The 17,003-nt window shown below is 67.6% G+C and carries 16 protein-coding genes; 8 read left to right on the forward strand and 8 right to left on the reverse strand.

Annotated elements, in window-relative coordinates; all coding sequences use genetic code 11:
- Positions 1-8 precede the first annotated feature (8 nt).
- Positions 9-500 carry a DUF4262 domain-containing protein gene (locus tag ACYVI5_RS17155; protein ID WP_460581312.1) on the forward strand — a complete coding sequence of 164 codons (492 nt, stop codon included), beginning with the start codon at positions 9-11 and terminating at the stop codon, positions 498-500.
- A 109-nt stretch (positions 501-609) separates the two neighbouring features.
- Here ACYVI5_RS17155 and ACYVI5_RS17160 read toward each other — a convergent pair whose 3' ends face one another.
- The 4 genes from ACYVI5_RS17160 to ACYVI5_RS17175 form a co-directional block, all read right to left on the reverse strand.
- Positions 610-1,377, reverse strand: a complete 768-nt coding sequence (locus tag ACYVI5_RS17160) for an ABC transporter permease (protein WP_460581313.1) — start codon at positions 1,375-1,377, stop codon at positions 610-612.
- Positions 1,370-2,182, reverse strand: coding sequence for an ABC transporter ATP-binding protein (locus tag ACYVI5_RS17165; protein WP_460536653.1), 813 nt, complete (start codon positions 2,180-2,182; stop codon positions 1,370-1,372). Before ACYVI5_RS17165 ends, ACYVI5_RS17160 begins: the two co-directional genes overlap by 8 nt.
- A 138-nt stretch (positions 2,183-2,320) precedes the next feature.
- A complete protein-coding gene (locus ACYVI5_RS17170) occupies positions 2,321-2,518 on the reverse strand; it encodes a type II toxin-antitoxin system antitoxin (protein WP_440293790.1) in 198 nt (65 codons plus the stop codon).
- 73 nt (positions 2,519-2,591) lie between these two features.
- On the reverse strand, positions 2,592-3,500 hold the full coding sequence (locus ACYVI5_RS17175; protein WP_460581314.1) for an SPFH domain-containing protein: 909 nt from the start codon (positions 3,498-3,500) through the stop codon (positions 2,592-2,594).
- A gap of 65 nt (positions 3,501-3,565) precedes the next feature.
- Between ACYVI5_RS17175 and ACYVI5_RS17180 the strand changes: the two genes are divergently transcribed.
- The 3 genes from ACYVI5_RS17180 to ACYVI5_RS17190 all read left to right on the forward strand — a co-directional run bounded on the left by ACYVI5_RS17180 (position 3,566) and on the right by ACYVI5_RS17190 (position 7,831).
- The gene (locus ACYVI5_RS17180) at positions 3,566-4,651 is read left to right on the forward strand and encodes a threonine aldolase family protein (RefSeq protein WP_460581315.1); all 1,086 of its coding nucleotides are present in this window, start codon (positions 3,566-3,568) and stop codon (positions 4,649-4,651) included.
- Positions 4,652-4,776: 125 nt separating this feature from the next.
- Positions 4,777-6,243 (forward strand): purine-cytosine permease family protein, encoded by a 1,467-nt coding sequence (locus tag ACYVI5_RS17185; protein ID WP_460581316.1) that lies wholly within the window; start codon positions 4,777-4,779, stop codon positions 6,241-6,243.
- Positions 6,244-6,448: 205 nt separating this feature from the next.
- On the forward strand, positions 6,449-7,831 hold the full coding sequence (locus ACYVI5_RS17190; RefSeq protein ID WP_460581317.1) for a serine dehydratase alpha family protein: 1,383 nt from the start codon (positions 6,449-6,451) through the stop codon (positions 7,829-7,831).
- Positions 7,832-7,997: 166 nt separating this feature from the next.
- Here the strand turns inward: ACYVI5_RS17190 and ACYVI5_RS17195 are convergent, their stop codons facing one another.
- Positions 7,998-8,573: a TetR/AcrR family transcriptional regulator gene (locus ACYVI5_RS17195; RefSeq protein WP_460536666.1), complete on the reverse strand. Its 576-nt coding sequence runs from the start codon at positions 8,571-8,573 to the stop codon at positions 7,998-8,000.
- A gap of 274 nt (positions 8,574-8,847) precedes the next feature.
- Here ACYVI5_RS17195 and ACYVI5_RS17200 point away from each other — a divergent pair, with 274 nt between their 5' ends.
- Positions 8,848-10,350, forward strand: a complete 1,503-nt coding sequence (locus ACYVI5_RS17200) for an MFS transporter (protein ID WP_460581318.1) — start codon at positions 8,848-8,850, stop codon at positions 10,348-10,350.
- Between the two features lie 357 nt (positions 10,351-10,707).
- Positions 10,708-11,298 carry a nitroreductase family protein gene (locus ACYVI5_RS17205; protein ID WP_460581319.1) on the forward strand — a complete coding sequence of 197 codons (591 nt, stop codon included), beginning with the start codon at positions 10,708-10,710 and terminating at the stop codon, positions 11,296-11,298.
- Positions 11,299-11,424: 126 nt separating this feature from the next.
- Here the strand turns inward: ACYVI5_RS17205 and ACYVI5_RS17210 are convergent, their stop codons facing one another.
- Positions 11,425-11,916, reverse strand: a complete 492-nt coding sequence (locus ACYVI5_RS17210) for an FBP domain-containing protein (RefSeq protein ID WP_460536672.1) — start codon at positions 11,914-11,916, stop codon at positions 11,425-11,427.
- A 607-nt stretch (positions 11,917-12,523) separates the two neighbouring features.
- On the opposite strand from ACYVI5_RS17210, the gene ACYVI5_RS17215 reads away from it, so the two are divergent.
- Positions 12,524-12,952, forward strand: coding sequence for a hypothetical protein (locus ACYVI5_RS17215; protein ID WP_460581320.1), 429 nt, complete (start codon positions 12,524-12,526; stop codon positions 12,950-12,952).
- Positions 12,949-13,440: a GNAT family N-acetyltransferase gene (locus tag ACYVI5_RS17220; protein WP_460581321.1), complete on the forward strand. Its 492-nt coding sequence runs from the start codon at positions 12,949-12,951 to the stop codon at positions 13,438-13,440. The genes ACYVI5_RS17215 and ACYVI5_RS17220 overlap by 4 nt, the downstream gene beginning before the upstream one ends.
- A gap of 151 nt (positions 13,441-13,591) precedes the next feature.
- On the opposite strand, the gene ACYVI5_RS17225 is transcribed toward ACYVI5_RS17220, so the two are convergent.
- Entirely contained in the window at positions 13,592-15,748 is a 2,157-nt protein-coding gene (locus ACYVI5_RS17225; RefSeq protein WP_460581322.1) for an ATP-dependent Clp protease ATP-binding subunit, read from the reverse strand.
- Between the two features lie 121 nt (positions 15,749-15,869).
- Positions 15,870-16,982 (reverse strand): epoxide hydrolase family protein, encoded by a 1,113-nt coding sequence (locus tag ACYVI5_RS17230; RefSeq protein ID WP_460581323.1) that lies wholly within the window; start codon positions 16,980-16,982, stop codon positions 15,870-15,872.
- Between the last annotated feature and the right edge of the window lie 21 nt (positions 16,983-17,003).

The following is a 17,003-nucleotide window of genomic DNA, read 5'->3' on the forward strand; positions in this document are numbered from 1 at the left end:
AGGACACGATGACCATCATTCCTACGCCGGCCGAGCAGGCATGGCTCGACCAGGAAGACAAGAACACCGCCGAGATCATTCGCACGCGTGGTGTCTTCATCCCATACGTGATCGGCGACTCGCGGATTCAATTGCCGTCGTTCGCGTACACCATCGGCCTGTTCGGCATCGGGCACCCGGAGTTGCTCGTCATGGGCATCGATCAGAACACCGCCGGCGCTCTTCTCAACGATGTCGCGGACCAGGTGCGCGATGGCCGGCTGCTCTTTCCCGGCGAGTTGCTGACGTTCGAGCAGTGGTCGCACCGGGTGACTGTGGAGGAGGTGCCGAATCCGGGAGAGATCGCGTTCGCTGCGAACCGCTTCTACCAGAAGGCGGACTGGTGCTCCGTTCCCTTGCTTCAGCTGACCTACGACGACAAGAACGGCCGGTTTCCGTGGGAGAGCGGATACTCGAATCCCGACTGGATTCAGCCCCGGCCGGGATCGTTCCGGGCGTGAACCTCGCCTACGCGAGAGGCTCCGCCTCGTCCAGCTGTGCGGCGAGTTCGCGATCGAGCGCGAGAAGCGGGGTGGCGCCCTTCTCGCGTGCTCGAAGGGCGAGATAGATTCACCGGGCCTCCCAGCGGAACCAGCGGATGCCGATGAATGCGAACACGATCACGTAGCCCAGGGAGGCCAGCAGTGCGTACAGATCCTGGTCGCTCCATCCGGTGCCGTTGAGCACGTCGCTGAAGAGCGTCATCAGGGCACCGACGGGCGTCCATCCCGCGATCGACTTGATGACATCGCCGAGCACGCCCGTTCCGCCGAGAATCCCGACCAGTACGAGCAGGATGAAGAGGATGCGCCCGATGGCGTTGATCGCGCCCGTTGAGGGAACGAGCCCCACGAGCGCCTGACCGATCGACAAGAACACCGCGGCGCCGAGCACGGCGACCACGAGCACGAGCACATACTGGCCGAAGCTCGGCGCGAGGCCGTGGAGGACCACCCCGACGATCAGCACGATGAGCGAGGAGATGAGGTTCGTGACGATCTGCACGACGATGCGACTCGTCATGATCGTCCAGGTCGGCGCCGGCGTGACGCGGAGTCGCTGAAGCACGCCGATCTCGCGGTCGCGGGCGAGCCCGAGGCTGTAACCGAGCAGGCACGAGGCGAGCAGGCCGAGCGTGATGGCGAGCCCGATGACCAGGCTGGGATTGCCCAGCCGGTTCACGTTCTTGTTGAAACTCGTGACGATGATGATGACGACGGGCAGCGCGAGGCTCAGCACCGTCGAGATCCTGCTACGCATCAGCACGATGGCGTCGGCGCGCAGCAGCGAGCGCATGGCCAGCCCGAGCGGTGGACGATGGAAGGCGACGTCAGTCACGGATCTCACTTCCCGTCAGGCCGATGAAGACATCCTCGAGCGTGACGTTTCCGTGCGCGACGGCAAGCACTCTCGGATCGTCCTTGTGCTTCGCGATCAGGTCGGCAGGGGTGCCCTCCGTGAGCAGCGCGCCGTGATCGATGATCGCGACGCGGTCGCACACCGCCTGTGCCTCCTCCATGGAGTGCGTGGTCAGCAGGATGCTGCTGCCCCGCTTGCGCAACTGCTCGATGCGCGACCAGAGCGCCCTGCGCGACTGCGGGTCGAGACCGGCAGTGGGCTCGTCGAGCAGCAGGAGAAGCGGGTCGTGGATGGTCGCGATGTACAGCGCCAGCCGCTGCTGCTGCCCGCCGGAGAGCTGTTTGAACCGCTTGCCTCGCTCCTGGTCGAGCCCGATCTCGTCGAGCCTCTGCCTGATGCGCTCCCGCGTGAGTCGCACCCCGTACAGGCCGCCGTACAGGTTAGCGATCTGCTCGATGCTGAGCTCGGCCTGGAAGCTGGATGTCTGCAACTGCACCCCGAGACGCGCCTTCGTCTCGGTGGGGTGCTGGCGGGCATCCATCCCGTCGACCGTCACGGTGCCTGCTCGCGGGTGGATCAGCCCCTCGATCGCACCGAGCGTGCTCGTCTTGCCGGCGCCGTTCGGGCCGAGAAGGCCGAAGATCTCGCCGCGCTCGATCTGCAGGCTCACACCATTGACGGCGATCTGCTGCCCGTAGGCGACCGTCAGCCCGCTGACCTGCAGCGCAGGCGCGGCCGCCGTCGGCGCCTCAGGCGGCACGATGGAGGGCTCATTCCCAGGCACAAAAAAACGATATCACTTTAGGGTCGCGCGTATCCCTCGAATCCCCTCAGGATTCCTCCCGAGGGTGCGGGTTCCCCCTCCCGAGAGTGCGGGTTCCTCCTCCCGAGCCTGCGGGTTCGTGCTGCCGGGAGTGCGCGGTCAGCTCCGGGGCGGCCGGCCGCGCTTGGGCAGCGGAGCGACCTCCTTGGGCAGCCTGCCCGCTTGCTTGAGGGCATCCCGGAGCAGGATCTCGATCTGCGCGTTCACGCTGCGCAGCTCACCGGATGCCCACCGCGCGATCGCGTCGTGCACCGCCGGGTCGAGCCGCAGCAGCACGTTCTTGCGCTCAGCGCTCATCGTGACCACCCGCGATCTGCGCGGGAGGCCGAGCCGGCACCCGAGCCATTGACCTGACGAAGTGCGGCATCCATCACGAGTACAGCGTTCCTGCGTTGACGATGGGGGAGGCCGGCTGGTCGCTGCACAGCACCACCATCAGGTTGCTGACCATCGCGGCCCTGCGCTCGTCGTCGAGCGTGACGTAGTCGCTCTCATTCAGGCGATCGAGGGCCATCTCGACCATGCCGACCGCGCCCTCCACAATGCGCGAACGCGCCTGCACGACGGCCGCGGCCTGCTGGCGGCGCAGCATCGCCTGCGCGATCTCCGGCGCGTAGGCGAGGTGGCTGATCCGCACCTCGACGATCTCGATTCCGGCGAGCGCCACCCGCATCGCGACCTCGTGCGAGAACTCGCTCGCCACCACGTCGGTGGAGTCACGGAGCGAGATGCGATTCTCGCCGGCGGCGTCGTACGGATAGGCGTTCGCGATCTGCCGCACCGCCGACTCGGCTTGCACGGCGACGAAGTCGAGGTAGTCATCCACCGCGTAGACCGCCTTGGCCGTATCGGTCACCTGCCAGACGACGATCGCGGCGATCTCCACCGGGTTGCCCTCCGCGTCGTTCACTCGGAGTCGCTTTGTCTCGAAGTTGCGGATGCGCACGCTCATCTTGCGCCGGGTGGTCAACGGCAGCACCCAGGAGAGGCCGGTGCGGCGAACCGTTCCGACGTAGCGGCCGAACCGCTGGATCACCCGCGCCTCGCCCGGCTGCACGATCACGAGTGAGCCGAGCACGACCGCGATCGCGAGGATCGGAAGGATGACGAACCGCGCTTGGCCCTGCATGATCGCGATGATCGCGATCACCACGAGAACGGCGATCGCCGCGATCCCGTACGCGCCGCTGATCACCCGCGCGGGCCGCTCGTCGATGTCGACTCGGGCGCCCGAGTACGCGAACGGCGCCGCGTCGGGCCGCTGCGGAGCAGTATCCATGCACCCATCGTAAAGTGATATCGCGATTTCGGGGCGTGTCGGGCATCCGCGAAGATGGATGCATCATGACACTTCGACTGCACGACCCCGACTCCCGCGCGTTCGCCTCCGACAACTACGCCGGCGCGCATCAGGAGATCATCGACGCGATCGTCGCTGCGAACAGCGGTCACCAGATTTCTTACGGGGAGGATGCCTACACGGAGCGCCTGCACGAGGTGTTCGCGCAGCAGTTCGGCGAGGGCGTCGAGGTGTATCCGGTGTTCAACGGCACCGGGGCGAACGTGACCGCGCTGCAGTCGATGCTGCCGCGCTGGGGAGCGGTGGTGGCATCCGCAACGGCCCACATCAACACCGACGAGAACGGCGCCCCGGAGCGGGTCGGCGGGCTGAAGCTGCTCACGGTCGAGACCCCGGACGGCAAGCTCACACCCGAGCTGATCGACAAGCAGGCGTGGGGCTGGGGGGACGAGCACCGCGCACAGCCACTGGCCGTGTCGATCACGCAGACCACGGAACTCGGCACCTGCTACACCGTCGAGGAGGTGCGCGCCATCGCCGACCACGCGCACTCGCTCGGGATGCGCGTGCACATGGACGGCGCCCGTGTCGCCAACGCCGCCGCCCACCTGGATGCGCCGCTGCGCGCCTTCACGAGCGATGCCGGCGTCGACGTGCTCAGCTTCGGCGGCACCAAGAACGGCCTGCTCTTCGGTGAGGCGGTCGTGGTGCTGAACCCGGATGCCTCGCAGGGCATGACCTACCTCCGCAAACTCGACATGCAGCTGGCATCGAAGATGAGGTTCATCTCCGCGCAGCTCATCGCCCTGCTGAGCGACGGACTCTGGTTGCGGAGTGCGCGGCACTCGAACGCGATGGCCAGCCGGTTGCGGTCCGAGTTGGAGGATGCCGTGGTGTCCGGCCGCGCTCCGGGCCTCGGTTTCACCCAGGCGACCGAGTCGAACGGCGTGTTCGCGACGCTTCCGCACGATGCCGCCGAACGCATCCGTGAGCAGCACCGCTTCTACGATTGGGACGCTTCGCGCGGCGAGGTGCGCTGGATGTGCTCATGGGACACCACTGAGGACGACATCGACGACTTCGTCGCTGCGATCGTGGAAGCGCTGACGGCGAGCGCCGCCGCTGGTTGAGCCTCCCGCCTGCGAAGGCTGACAGGTTCGGGGCAGAAGCCTGGCACGAACCTGAGCCTGGGCCTTAGCATCCGTGTCTTGTGACGCCCGCGACGACGCGGGCGCGCGCGACCCGAAGGCGACCCATGTCTGCAACCGAGACAACCACCCGCCGCACCGGACTCGAGGTGCGTTCGATCGACTACGTTCCCCAGGCGGAGCGACACGGCAAGGTGTCGCACATCGGGCCGCTCTGGTTCATGTGCAACGCGCAGATCGCCACGCTCGCCACAGGCCTGATCAGCATCACCTCGGGCGGCAACCTCATCTGGTCGTTCATCGCCATCGCGGTCGGTATCTGCATCGGCACGTTCTTCATGGCGGCGCACTCCTCGCAGGGGCCGCAGCTCGGCCTGCCGCAGATGATCCAGTCCCGGCCGCAGTTCGGATACATCGGCGCCCTTCTCGTGTGGCTGTTCGCCTACATCCAGTACGCGGGCTTCAACATCTTCAACTCGGTGCTGGGCGGTGAGGCGCTCGGCGGTGCGATCAGCTCGAGTCAGGCATCCAACCCGCTCTGGATCTGGGTGGTCACCATCGTCGCCGTCGTGATCGCGCTCGTGGGATACGACTTCATCCACTCGTTCGAGCGCTACCTCACCTACCTCACGATCGTCGTGCTGGCGCTCGTGTCGATCTCGGCGATCATCCACCTGCACATTCCGGCATCCGAGTTCAACCTCGGCGCCTTCAACCCCGTGGCGTTCTTCGGGCAGCTCGGTGTCGCGGCCGGATACCAGATCTCGTGGGCCATCTACGTCTCCGACTACTCGCGGTATCTGCCGGCGGACACGAAGACGAGCAGCACGTTCAACGTCACATTCTGGGGCAGCGCGGTCGGTGGCATGTGGATGATGTTCCTCGGCTCCTACATCGCCGTCTCGGCCAAGGACATCGGCACGAACACCGTGGTCGACCTCAAGAAGGTGGCGGATGCCCTGTTCCCCGGCTTCGGCATCATCGCGCTGATCGTGTTCGGCCTTGGACTCATCTCGGTGACGGCGCTGAACATGTACGGCGGGTCGCTCACGCTCATCTCGTCGATCGACAGCTTCGTGAAGGTGAAGCCGACGCTGGCCATCCGGATGATCACCCTCGGCATCACCGCGGCACTCTCGCTGGGCTTCGCGCTGTTCGCCACCGCGGACTTCCTGGGGAACTTCAACGCTTTCCTGCTGCTGATCCTGTACCTGTTCATCCCGTGGACGGCCGTCAACCTCACGGACTTCTTCATCGTGCGGCGCGGGCACTACGCGATCGCCGAGATCTTCAAGCCGAACGGCATCTACAAACGCTGGGGCTGGGCCGGCATCGGCGCCTACGTGCTCGGGTTCGTCGCGATGATCCCGTTCTTCGACGTCGCGGGCGTGTACACCGGGCCTGTCTCGCACGCACTCGGAGGGGTGGACATCTCCCTCTTCATCGGCCTTCCGGTGGCCGCCGTCGCGTACTGGCTCTTCACGCGACGCGTCGACGTGGCCGGTGAGCGCGAGCTGGCGCGCCGGCAGGCCATCGAGATCGAGGAGACCGCGGCGGTGCACGAGCTGCCGTAGCGACGGACACCGCACCAGACCACCGAACAGACGAGCGAGCACGGAACGGACGAACCACCACGCGCTGGGCGTCCGCACGGTGCTCGCTCGTCCGTTCCGTGCTCGACCGTCCGCACCGTGCTCGCCCGTCGAGCCCCGTAGACGACGTCCGGCATGCTGGACGGCGGCGACGGATACCGCACGGCGCAGGATGCACACTGGCGGTATGTCCGTGTACGTGTCGGCGCTCGACCTGTTCTCGATCGGGATCGGGCCGTCCAGTTCGCACACGGTGGGTCCGATGCGCGCCGCCGGACGCTTCGTGGCTGAGCTGGCCGAGGCGGGCATCCTTCCGCATGTGACCCGCGTGGAGTGCACGTTGTACGGGTCGCTCGCGGCGACCGGCGTCGGCCATGGAACTCCGGATGCGGTGGTGGCGGGCCTTGCCGGTGAGCGCTCCGAGACGTGCGACCCGGCTGCGGTGCACGGCGCGTGGGCGCGAGCATCGGAGCTCGGCGTGCTCACGCTCGGCACGGGGGACGGGCACTCGCACGAGGTGCCGTTCCACGCATCCGACCTCACGTTCGAGCCGCGCACCCGGATGCCCGAGCATCCGAACGCGCTCACCCTGCGCGCATACGCGGCCGGTTCGCGTACGTCGGTCGTCGAGCGCACGTTCTTCTCGATCGGCGGCGGCTTCATCGCGGAGCGCGGAGTGGAGTCAGAGCCCGAGGGCACCGGACAGCGGACCGAGTGGCCGTTCTCGACGGCCGCAGAACTGCTTGCCCTGTGCAAGGAGAACGGGCTCGGCGTCTGCGACGTCGCATACCGCATCGAGCTGGAGCGGCGCAGCGAGGCTGAACTGGTCGCGGGACTCGACGCCATCCGAGACGCGATGCACGACTGCGTCGAGCGCGGCCTGCACTCCGATGGCGAACTGCCCGGCGGCCTGCACGTACCCCGCCGCGCCGAAGCGATGCGCGAACAACTCGAGACCATGCCGCCCGACGCACCCGACTTCGCCGCGGAATGGATGCGCGCCTTCGCCCTCGCCGTCAACGAAGAGAACGCGGCGGGCGGCCGCGTCGTCACGGCGCCCACGAACGGCGCGGCAGGCATCGTGCCCGCCGTGCTCGAGTACCACCTGCGGTTCAACCCGCGCGCAACGGACGCCGACGCCCACCGCTATCTGCTGACCGCCGCCGCGATCGGTTCGATCCTGAAGGCGAACGCATCCATCTCGGGTGCGGAGGGCGGATGCCAGGCCGAGGTCGGCTCCGCGTGCGCGATGGCAGCGGCCGGGCTCTGCGCCGTGCTCGGAGGCACCCCCGACCAGGTGGAGAACGCGGCGGAGATCGCGGTCGAGCACCACCTCGGTCTCACGTGCGACCCCGTCGGCGGACTCGTGCAGATCCCGTGCATCGAGCGCAACGCGATCGCGGCATCCACCGCGGTGTCGGCCGCGCGCCTCGCGCTGCACGGCGACGGTCGCCACCTGGTGCCCCTCGACGTCGCCGTCGAGACCATGCGCCAGACCGGCGCCGACATGAGCGATCGCTACAAGGAGACCAGCGCCGCGGGCCTCGCGGTGAACGTCATCGAGTGCTGAGGGCGCTGCGCGACTCGGGCAGCCGCGAGCTACGACCTGCGGATGCCGGACTGCGCGGTCACGTCCGCCTGCCCGAGGGGGCCACGTGCTGAACCCTCAGCGGATGCCGGAGGGGGCCACGTGCTGAACCCTCAGCGGATGCCGGAGGGGGCCACGTGCTGAGCCCTCAGCGGATCCCCGAGGTCGCGAGCCCGAGCATCCGCTTCAGGCCGGCATCCGTGTCGCCGCGACGCTGCGACGCCCACGCCACCGAGGAGACGAGCGCGAACAGGTCGCGCGGCTCGATGTCGTCGCGGATGGCGCCCGCGTTCTTCGCGCGTGCGACCAGCACCGAGGTCGTGTCGGTCAGCGGCCGGCACGAGTTCCGCAACGGCGAGTCGTCGGTGCGGAACGACTCCGCGATCGACTCCGGCAGGTTGTCGTAAGTGCGCAGGTGGTTCGCGAGCGCGAGCATCCATTCGTCGAGGGCCGCACCCGGATCGTCGGATGCCTTCAGCCGCTCCGCCAGCGCCTCCAGCCGGTCGAGGCTGTCGCCTAGGGCCGCGGCGATGAGCCCGTCGCGGGTGGGGAAGTGCCGGTACAGCGTTCCGGGGCCGACACCCGCTCGGCATGCGATGTCGTCGAGCGAGGTGAGCACCCCGCGTTCGGCGAAAGCGTCACTGGCGACCTCTACGATGCGGTCGTAGTTCCGCTGCGCATCGGCCCTCAACGGCCGCGGCGCTGCGGCGGTGGCGGTGCCCATTTGTCGTGCTCCTGACGTTCTCGTCCTGGGCCGGATCGCGGCAGGCGACCGGCTCCTCGTGCTGTTCGCCGACGACGAACAGCGGTTCGTTGACAAAGCGGAGACAGTCTCCGTATCGTGATATTCACTAACAGGAGAGCTTCTCCGGATACCCACGATACCTCGCCGACCGCGGATTGAGTGCCCTACCTCTCAACCCGCAGGGTTCCGGCAGTCCACCGACAGAACCCCAATCGACACAACTCGCATCGACAGAACAGAGGACGCGCCAGACATGGCCGACACCGCACTCGTTCCACCCACCGACGGCATCCGGTTGCCCGAACGCACGGCATCCGTCTCCAGCACTCCCGGCACGGCATCCCGAGCGGATGCCCGCACCTCCCGATTCCGCACCCTCGGCCTGGTGGTCGTGTTCGTCACGCAGCTCATGCTCGTGGTCGACGCGAGCATCGTGAACGTCGCGCTGCCCGACATCCAGAAAGCGCTCGGGTTCACGCCCGTCGGCCTGTCGTGGGTGGTCACCGCCTACGCGCTCGCGTTCGCCGGCCTCATGCTGCTCAGCGGCAAGGTCGGCTCGATGATCGGGGCGAAGCGAGCACTCATCATCGGCACGCTCGTGTTCATCATCGCGTCCGCCGCCGGCGGCCTCGCCCCGACCGCCGAGATCCTGGTCGCCGCTCGAGTGGTGCAGGGAATCGGTGCCGCGATCGCGGCGCCCAGCACGCTCGTGCTCATCATGGCCAGCACCACGCCGGGAAAGCAGCGCAACCGCGCGCTGTCGCTCTTCGTTCTCGCCTCCGGCAGCGGCGGCGCGATCGGGCTCATCCTCGGCGGCGTGCTCACCACCGGGTTCGGCTGGGAGTGGGTGATGTTCGTGAACGTGCCGGTGGGCATCCTCATCGTCGTCGGCGCACTGCTGTTCCTGCGCGAGACGGATCGCGAGCGCGCCCGCCTCGACGTGGGCGGCGCGGTCGCTTCGACGCTCGGCATGGTTGCCCTGATCTACGGGTTCACGACCGCCGCCAGCGCGGGCTGGACCGACCCGGTCGCCCTCATCGCGTTCGGCGTGGCGCTGGTGTCGCTGCTCGCGCTTCTGCTGATCGAGCGCAGGCACCACAGCCCCGTCGTGCCGCTGCAGCTGTTCCGCGGGCCGCGCAACGTGGCCCCGCTGGTGGCGATGCTGCTCGTGCCGGCCGGCATGTTCGCGTTCTTCTACTTCATCACGCTGTTCACCCAGCAGGTGCTGCGCTTCAGCCCGCTCGCGACCGGCCTGTCGCTGCTGCCGTTCGTCGTGACGCTCGTCACGGTGAGCCAGCTGGTTCCGCGATTCCTCCCGCGCATCGGCGAGTGGATCGTCGGCGCCATCGGGCTCGGGATGCTCGCAGCCGGCCTGCTCTGGCTCAGCACCCTGGACTCCCACGATTCGTTCCTCACGGGCATCCTCGGTCCGATCCTCGTGATGGGCGTCGGCGCCGGTATGACGTTCGCGCCGATCACCGCGGTCGTGATGGACCGGGCGCCGGAGGAGCACGTGAGTGCGGCATCCAGCGTGCTGCAGGCGATGCAGCAGCTCGGCGGATCGATCGGCGTCGCAGCACTCACGACCGTGTTCGTCTCGGTCACGGCAATGAGCGGCGAGGCAGGCGGCGTGGCGGCGGCGGTACTTGGAGGCGCGGTGTTCGTGCTCATCGCGTTCGTGCTCTTCGCCCTCTGGGGCAGCCGGGTGCGGCAGGAGTCGTCCGACGAGGATGCGCCGGCGGTCGCTCCGCATTGACGACCGAGCCGAGAGTCGAGCGAGTTTGCTCGCTTGACCGAGGCGACGGAGTCAGTCGAGCGCTCAGCGCGAGCACTGACGACCAGGGCCTCCCGCTCGCCAGTCGGAACCGCTATACAGATCGGCATCCGCTACAGCAATTTCGTGTAGCGGGTGCCGATCGTTGTAGCGCTCGCGTGCGGCGGGTAGCGGGCACAAGCGCCGTGTGACGATCGGTACCCCGAGGAGGGAATACACCTGCGGCGTATGTGTTTGCATAGAGCGCAGGCAGCGTCGCCGTGTTCCCTTTTCGTCAGAGGCTGAACGCGAGCGGCACATCCGCAGGCTCGGAAAGCCTCACGTTCCTCGAGGAGACCCGTGTCACTGACACTTGCGTCCGACCGCATCGCCGACACCAGCACCCCGATCCATCCCGTGCTCACCGAGCGCTTCAGCCCTCGAGCGTTCGACGCCAGCGAGCCGATCGACGAGACCAAGCTGACCGCCGCCCTCGAGGCCGCCCGCTGGTCGCCCTCCGCGGCCAACACCCAACCGTGGCGATTCATCGTGGCCCGGCGAGGCACGCCGGCGTTCGACAGCATCGTCGCCAATCTGATGGGCTTCAACCAGTTCTGGGCGGTCAACGCGGGGGCGCTCGTCGTCGGACTGGCCGCTCGCGCGACGGAGGACGGCCAGCCACTTCGCTGGGCTCAGTACGACCTCGGCCAGTCGCTGGCGCACTTCAGCGTGCAGGCGCACGCCGACGGGCTGCACGTGCACCAGATGGGCGGATTCGCCGCCGGCGAGCTGCGCGAGGCGTTCGAGGTCGACGAGCGCTTCGACCTCGTCAGCGTGACGGCCGTCGGAGTTCTGGGCGACGTCGACGACCTTCCGGAGAACACCCGCGAGCGCGAGCGCGCACCCCGTACGCGGCTGCCGCTGGATGAGCTGCTGCTCGTCAACGCGTAAAGGCGGGTGTCGACAGGAGCTGCAACGACCACATTCAGGTCGCAGTTTTCGTCGGTATGAAGGCGTCTTTCCGACAGAAACTGCGACCTGAGTGATGTTAAGCCGGCCGGTCGAGCGGCGGGAAGCTCACTCCCCGCCGAGCACCCGCTCGGCGAACGCGGCGACGTGCTCGCGCAGCGACTCGATGCGCTCCGCCCGCGCGGCCTCGACGTCGTATCCCTGATACGGAGCCGGATGCCTGCGGCGCACGTTCGCCGAGCACTCGAAGTTCTCGCAGACGAGGGTGCCGACGGTGTCTCCGTTGCGTCCGGCCTTGCCCGCACGCTTGGCGCCGTAGAACACCACGTCGTTCGGCAGGTGCACATCCTCGCACCAGGAGCACTGGGACTTGCGACGGCTGCGGGCATCCGCTCGCTTCAGGAGGATGCCTACGGGTGCGTCTTCGAGTCGTACGACGACGTAGGCGAGGCCGTCGTACTTGCGGTCACGCCAGCCGAGGTAGTCGATGGCGTCCCAGTCCAGGTCGGCGAAATCGGCGGGCAGGGTGAGATTGTTGCGTTCGCGGAGAGTGGCGTTGACGAAGCACGCGCGGATCTCCCGCTCGGTCACGGGAAGCATGGGTATTCCTGTCGGATTCGTGGTCGGCCCTGCGGCCGGGATTCGTTGAAGAGGAGCGGCTTGACCGCTCGGGCGGCGCCGTGCACCGCATGTACCTAAGCGCGCGGCCGGAGTAAGGCATCCGGTCGGCGCAGGCCGTTATCTGCCGCCGGCGCGGACGCCGGCGACCTCCTCACGCCCAGCGGGCGCCACGAAATCCAGGGAATGCATCCGGCCACTCTACCTGCCGGCCGCCAACACCCCCGCCCCAAGAGTTGCGGGCCCAAGGTGTCGTTACCTGAGCGAATAGCGGCATCCCGGGACCGCAAGTCGCGTTGGTGCGATGCTCTCCGTGAAATTGCGGGCCGAAGGTGTCGCTATTTCAGCGGTTAGCGGCACCCCGGGACCGCAATTCGAAAGCTCGCGCGGCAGAGCCGGGCCCGAGGACGCACGCGGCGCTGCGACCGCGTCCAGGCATGTAGCGCCGCCTCGCGAAGGTCGGCGACGCGACACGCCGACATCCGTCGAAAAACTCGTACGAAGTGCTCGCTCCACTCTTCCGTCGCCCCCGGCCGCGGGAATAAGGTGTCGCCCAGACTTTGTCGATTGACGCTGGGGGAGCGTGGACATGGCGAAACGGAATGCGGGGAGTGGGCGCTCGTTGACCCGGCGCACGGTCATACTGGCCGGTGCGCCGCAGTACGCGGGTGTCGCGATGGCGACGAGCGTCGTGCCGGCGGTTGCGCAGGCATCCGTTCCGGCGCGCGAGCTGTATGCGGATGCCGTCGGCCACCACTTCGAGGCGGCCAGCGAGTACGGCAGCTACGATCTCACCCTCGCATCCGTTGAGGAACTGACCAGCGGTTCGGCGCACACCGAAACCCGCTTCGGCCTGATGTTCACGGCGTCTTCGACGCCGCCACCCGCCGGCGTCTATCGCCTCACCGAGATCACGTCGTGCGCGGTTCCGGATGCCCAGCTCTTCATCGCGGGAGCGGCACGTTCGCGTCGCGCGGCTCGTCGTCGCTCGTCGAGCATCACCGGCCGACGCCCGTGATCGCCGCCGACGACCTGCGCTACCGTCCCGCGATCGCCACTGACGGCCCGGCGCTTTTCAGGCTCTTCCAGCAGGTGCACACCTCCGAGATTGCAACGCTCTCTGTGGATGCGGCGACGCGGGCGGCACTCGCCAGCATGCAATACGTCGAGGAGCGGGTGCGTTTCAGTGCGGAGTTCCCGGATGCCGTCGACGTCGCCATCGAGTACCAGGCCCGGCTCTGCGGACGCATGCTGACCGTGATGCGCGATGGAGGCGTCCAGCTCATTCAGCTCGGCGTACTCCTCGAGCACCGGGGGCAGGGCATCGGCACACTGGCCATGCGGCGCCTCGCCCACATCGCCGAGGAGCACGGATGCCCGATCTGGCTCCGTGCGGATTCCGCCAGCGCGGACTGCCGCGGCTTTCTCGAACGGGTGGGCTTCAGCGTGACCGGCCGCGGCGGTCGGCTCCTGGTGGAGCCGGCGCGCGCGGTCGTCGCCGCGTAGGGCGTATCGGTCCAGTTCGCACCCGGCCGTCTCACGAGACAGCCCAGGCTCGTCGCGAAACTGCACAGGACCCCCGAGACAGCGGGTATTACCCACCGTCTCGGGGCGGGCGTGCAGTCTCGCGACTCCGCGGCTGGGACACCGAGCCCGGCTAGTCGACCGGCGAAACCTCGAGGTGCTCGCCGTCGGCAGCGAGGTCGACGAGCACCGTGCTGCCGTCGCGCACGCGTCCCTCCAGCAGTGCCGTCGCGAGGCGGTCGTCGATCTCGTGCTGCATCAGGCGACGCAACGGACGCGCCCCGTAGATCGGATCGTAGCCGCGCTCGGAGAGCCAGGCACGGGCATCCGGAGTCACGCCGAGCTCGAGCCGCCGCTCGTGCAGGCGCGCCTGCAGCCGGTCGATGTAGAGCGACACGATCTCGCCGAGCTCCTCCTCGCTGAGCGCGGAGAACACGACGATGTCGTCGAGCCGGTTCACGAACTCGGGCTTGAACGCCTGCCGCACCAGAGCCTGCACCTGCTCCTCCTTCTCGTGCCACGACAGCGTCGGGTCGATCAGGATCGTGGAACCCAGGTTCGAGGTGAGGATGAGGATGGTGTTGCGGAAGTCGACCGTGCGGCCTTGACCGTCTGTGAGGCGTCCGTCGTCGAGCACCTGCAAGAGGATGTCGAACACCTCCGGGTGCGCCTTCTCGACCTCGTCGAGCAGGATGACGCTGTACGGGCGACGGCGCACCGCCTCGGTCAGCTGCCCGCCCTGCTCGTAACCGACATAGCCGGGAGGGGCGCCGACGAGACGGGAAACGGTGTGCTTCTCGCCGTACTCGCTCATGTCGATGCGCACCATGGCGTGCTCGTCGTCGAACAAGAACTCGGCGAGCGCCTTCGCCAGCTCGGTCTTGCCCACGCCGGTGGGCCCGAGGAACAGGAACGAACCGGTCGGCCGGTTCGGGTCGCTGATTCCGGCGCGGGAGCGGCGCACGGCATCCGCCACCGCGTGCACGGCACGCTTCTGGCCGATGAGGCGGCGGCCGAGCTCGCTCTCCAGGTTCAGCAGCTTCTCGGTCTCGCCCTGCATGAGACGCCCGACCGGGATGCCCGTCCACGCCGCGATCACCGCCGCGATGTCTTCTTCGGTGACCTGCTCGTTCACCATGCGCGGCTCATCCGGCGCGCTCTCCGCCTTCTCGGCCTCGTCGAGGTCGCGCTGCAGCTGCTTGATGGTCTCGTACTCGAGCTTGGACGCCTTCGCGTAGTTCGCCTCGCGCAACGCCAGATCGCGCTGGGTGATGGCCTCGTCGAGCTTCTTCTTGAGCTCCCCGACGCGGTTGAGCCCCATGCGCTCACGCTCCCAGCGCTCCTCGAGCTGGGCGAGCTCGCGCTCGTGCTCCACGAGGTCTTCGCGCAGCTTCGCGAGGCGCTCCTTGGATGCCTCGTCCTTCTCCTTCTTGAGCGCCAGCTCCTCGAGCTTCATGCGATCCACCTGGCGCTTGAGCTGGTCGATCTCCACCGGGGACGAATCGATCTCCATCTTGAGGCGGCTCATCGCCTCGTCGATGAGGTCGATCGCCTTGTCGGGCAGCTGTCGCGCCGTGATGTAGCGGTTCGAAAGAGCGGCCGCAGCGACCAGCGCAGCATCCGAGATGGTGACTCCGTGGTGGGCCTCATAGCGACCCTTCAACCCGCGCAGAATCGCGACGGTGTCTTCGACGCTCGGCTCACCCACGTACACCTGCTGGAAGCGGCGCTCGAGCGCGGCATCCTTCTCGATGTACTCGCGGTACTCGTCGAGGGTCGTCGCACCGATCAGGCGCAGCTCGCCACGCGCGAGCATGGGCTTGAGCATGTTGGACGCCGCCACCGACCCCTCGCCGCCGCCTGCACCCATGAGCAGATGAAGCTCGTCGACGAACGTGATGACCTCGCCGTTCGACTCGTCGATCTCCTTGAGCACGCTCTTCAGCCGCTCTTCGAACTGGCCCCGGTACATGGCGCCGGCCACGAGAGCGGAGATGTCGAGCGAGACGAGACGCTTGTTCTTCAACGACTCGGCGACGTCGCCCGCGACGATGCGCTGCGCAAGGCCCTCGACCACCGCCGTCTTGCCGACGCCGGGCTCGCCGATCAGCACCGGGTTGTTCTTGGTACGTCTGGTCAGCACTTGGCTGACGCGACGGATCTCGGAGTCGCGACCGATCACGGGGTCGAGCTTGCCCGCCTTGGCCAGTGCGGTGAGGTCCACTCCGTACTGTTCGAGCGCGCTCTTCTGCTCCTCTTGGCTGGAGGGCGCGCCCTGCATGTTCGCCATCTACTTCTCCCCTTATGGTGGCGCGGCATCCGTCGCATCGAGTCGTCTGAGCACGATTCTGCGCCGACCGGATGCCCGTACAAACTTGAGTCTACATGGCTCAACTTTGTCAAGGCGAGGGTTATTCCTGGCCGCGGCCCGGGTGCGTCGCCAGATTGAGCGCCCGGCGAAGGTCAGCCACGTAGGCATCCGGCTGCTCCCATGCGGCGAAGTGGCCGCCGACTTCGTGGGGGACGTACTCGTACAGGTCGACGAAGGCTTCGACGTAGCTCTGCGGAGCAGGCTTGATGTCAGCCCGAAACGCGGACGCCACGGTCGGCACGGCGGTCCGCCCTGGAATGACGGCAGGTTCTGCGTAGCTGGCGAAGGAGGTGCCTATGGCGCCGCTGAACCAGTACGCGCTGACCCAGGTGAGCAGCTCGTCGGTCGAGAACGACTGCGCGGGGTCGTCGGTCCACGCCAGGATCTTCTCGAGAATCCAGGCCGCAAGCCCGGCAGGCGAGTCACCGAGCGCCGCAAGCAGCGTGCGAGGGCGGGTGGACTGCTCGGCGATATATCCTCCGTTGAGCCGATTCCAGGCCATCGCGTGACCGATGTACGCGCGGGCGTCTGGCGCTAGTCCTCCGGGATCCACCGCGAACACGTGACGCGCGGAGACATTCGTGAGATGCATGGCGAGCACGCCATCCGGGACATCCCCTGCGATGACCTCGGCGATGTCGCCGCCGAGGTCGCCACCCGAGAGTACGAAGCGGTCGTAGCCGAGAGCAGTGACGGCCGCCGCGACGAGATCCGCCATGCTGTTGACGGATGCCGGCGCGAAGTGCCGAGCCGCGAACGGGAAGCCCGGGAGCGCGGGAACGATGACGTTCACGTCGCGCAGCAACGGCCGCACACGCTCGAACCGGAGGACCGAGTCCGGCCAACCATGCAGCAGTACGACCGCTGGGGCATGCTCTTCCCCCGTTCGCTGATGAATGAGGCGGAGGGCTCGGTCTCCCTCTCCGACGATCTCCCACGGGAGATCACAGATGCGTTGCTCGTGCCGGCGCCAGTCGAAACCGTCGATCCACCGCGCGAGTATGTCGTGAAGGTCGGCGGGGCCGATTCCTCGCCCGGCATCTCCCGCCCACGGATCGACCACCGAGAGTGTGGCCCGCAGCCGATCGATCAGCACGGCGATCGCCTCGTCAGGGGTGCGAGGCGGTGCCGCTGAGACGTGACGATCTGCCATGTGTGCGATGATACACATACG

It is taken from the genome of Humibacter ginsengisoli, assembly GCF_054780095.1.